Origin of the sequence: Chryseobacterium sp. 2TAF14, assembly GCF_052115105.1 — a bacterium.
GTDB lineage: Bacteria > Bacteroidota > Bacteroidia > Flavobacteriales > Weeksellaceae > Chryseobacterium.
The window spans coordinates 1-2,619 of record NZ_JBFRGA010000275.1 but is presented as its reverse complement, the minus strand read 5'-3'; the positions used below and the strand labels follow the sequence as shown (position 1 = coordinate 2,619).

Genomic DNA, 2,619 nt, shown 5'->3' with positions numbered 1-2,619 from the left:
CATCAAAACAGATGTAAGAATCATTGCTGCAACCAACCGAGATCTGGAAGCGGAAATTGAAAAAGGAAATTTCCGGGAAGATTTATATTACAGAATTAATATTTTTCAGATAAAACTACCTTCACTGCGGGAAAGGGTTGCCGATATTGAATTGCTGGTGAAATTTTTTCTGAAAAGTTTTTCGCTTAAAACGGGTAAAAATATTAATTCTGTTTCGACAGATTATTTAAAAGCTTTAAAAAATCATCCCTGGAAAGGCAACATTCGTGAACTTAGAAATGTCATCGAAAGAAGTGTTATCCTTACAGATGCTTCAGAATTGGGGATAGAAAGTCTTCCTGTTGATATTTCAGTATATAGTAGTGAAGATTATTCGCAAACCAAAATGTTGTCTGCGTTTTCTATGGCGAGTGCAGAAAAAATGCAGATCCAGAAAGTTCTTAATCACACCAAAGGTAATAAAGCAGAAGCTGCAAGATTGCTCGAAATTGGTATCGCAACCTTGTACAGAAAGATCGAAGAGTACAAAATTTTTTAAATAATATTTCCATTCTGATAACGACCCTATCATTTTGATAGGGTTTTTTGTGTTTTATAAATTGTTATAATTAAATTAAATATCTGTAAATCAATTATTTAAAATGAATTTTTCTTCAAAGGAATGAATCTTGGCATAACGGTTCAAAACAATCTAAGTAATGAACCATATAGATGCCGTAAAAGAAATCATAAAACTGATTCCTGAATCTCAGGAAGAGTTTAGAGATTCTTACAAAACAAAAACACCGTTTATGGTGATCAGCGTTTTCACCAAACAAATCAAAAAGCTTATTAGAAATCATGATCAGAAGATTCTGATGAAATCGATCACCAAAATGAATCTTCTTTACAGCAAAGGAGATCAGGCTTTGAAAAACGCTATCGAAAACATTTTTGTCTACTCTTTAGACAGTCTTACGTTTTGCTGCGAACCGTCATACAAAGATTTGATTTTCGCAAAAATGTCGCTCCCACTGCAAAACAACTATTTGCGTCAGGTTTATAAATCAGGAATTTAAAATTAAAAAAAAATAAAATTCACATGAAATCAAAGATCAGAAAAATAGGAGACTGGAAGATTTTAAAATCTACACGAGAAAAGCATAATCTGGAAATCATCACCATCAATATTGCCGTAATTCTCGGAGTTTTTGTAGCCGCTGCAATTCTTCAGGTTAATTAAAAATAAATAAAAATGATAACAATTATTCTATTGATCACTGCAATTGTATTATTCATCTTGTTTTACCGTCTTGTTGAATATTTCGATAAAATTTAAATTAAAAAAAATGACAATATTATTCTTTATCTCAATAGCCATATTCATTTACATCTGCTATGTACTGGTAAAACCCGAAAAATTTTAAAAAATAATTTAATAAGCAAATGAACCGCAAAATTAAGCATCAAATAAAAGAGTGGGGAATCTTGATTTTTTGGATCACTTTCGTCATTGCTTTTATGTATCTGATAATTTCGGTTAAAGAATCTGCTTTAATGCATTAAACAAACTATGAACACTGAAGTTTTAGGCGTTGTAGCGATGTTTTTTATAACATTGCTTTTGGCGATACCTTTTGGAAAGTATATTTCAAAAGTCTACACAGGAGAAAAAACCTTTCTTGATCCTGTTTTTAAACCTGTAGAACGGTTTTTCTACAAAATCTCAGGAATTAATCCTGAAAATGAGATGAACTGGAAGCAGCATTTAACTGCACTTTTAACCATTAATTTGCTTTGGTTTTTTATAAGCATGCTGATCTTGATGAATATGAGCTGGCTTCCCCTCAATCCCGACGGAAATCCCGATATGTCGCCGGATTTGGCTTTTAATACAACCATTTCCTTTTTAGTCAACTGTAATTTGCAGCATTATTCAGGCGAAACCGGATTGAGTTATCTGGGACAAATCTGGCTGATGTTCCTGCAATTTGTTTCCGCAGCAACAGGAATGGCTGCTTCAATCGTTATTTTTAAAGCTTTCAGAGAAAGATCCACCGAAAAGCTCGGAAATTTCTATGATTATCTGCTTAAATCAACCACCAGAATTTTATTGCCTTTTTCATTCATAATGGGTGCAGTAATGGTTTTTCAGGGAATGCCGATGACTTTTGAAGGAAAAGATAAAATGATTACGCTCGAAGGTAAAAGTTTGGAAGTTTCTACAGGTCCTGTTGCAGCATTTGTTCCCATAAAGCATGTAGGAACCAATGGCGGAGGTTTTTTCGGAACAAACTCAGCACATCCACTTGAAAATCCAAATTACTTTACCAATATGGTTGAGATGTTTGCTCAATTAATTATTCCAATGGCAATGGTTTTTGCATTCGGACATTTTATCCGCAGAAAAAAAATCGGCTACATGATTTTTGGAGTGATGACTGCAGGATTTCTCTTATTGGCAGTACCAACTGTTATTATGGAAATGAATGGCAATCCTGCAATCAGCCAGATAGGAATTGACCAGTCTTTGGGAGCAATGGAAGGAAAAGAAATTCGTTTCGGAGCAGCAGCATCAGGTTTTTGGAGCATTGTAACTACGGTTATTTCTACAGGATCTATCAATTCAATGCATGACAG

At 33.8% G+C, this 2,619-nt stretch carries 4 protein-coding genes; all 4 read left to right on the top strand.

All coding sequences use genetic code 11. The annotated features are described in order from the left end of the window. The coding region (locus AB4Y90_RS17360) for a helix-turn-helix domain-containing protein (RefSeq protein WP_441558820.1) at positions 1-538 on the top strand (538 nt) is incomplete at its 5' end. 160 nt (positions 539-698) lie between these two features. Beyond that, positions 699-1,058: a DUF7674 family protein gene (locus AB4Y90_RS17355; RefSeq protein WP_441558819.1), complete on the top strand. Its 360-nt coding sequence runs from the start codon at positions 699-701 to the stop codon at positions 1,056-1,058. A 23-nt stretch (positions 1,059-1,081) separates the two neighbouring features. After that, entirely contained in the window at positions 1,082-1,222 is a 141-nt protein-coding gene (locus AB4Y90_RS17350; protein ID WP_441558818.1) for a hypothetical protein, read from the top strand. Between the two features lie 330 nt (positions 1,223-1,552). Further along, on the top strand, positions 1,553-2,619 hold a 1,067-nt coding region (locus AB4Y90_RS17345), incomplete at its 3' end, for a potassium-transporting ATPase subunit KdpA (RefSeq protein WP_441558817.1).

Excerpts from the sequence above, each read along its gene's own strand:
- AB4Y90_RS17355 (WP_441558819.1), top strand. The coding sequence starts at position 699 with ATGAACCATATAGATGCCGTAAAAGAAATCATAAAACTGATTCCTGAA.
- AB4Y90_RS17350 (WP_441558818.1), top strand. The coding sequence starts at position 1,082 with ATGAAATCAAAGATCAGAAAAATAGGAGACTGGAAGATTTTAAAATCT.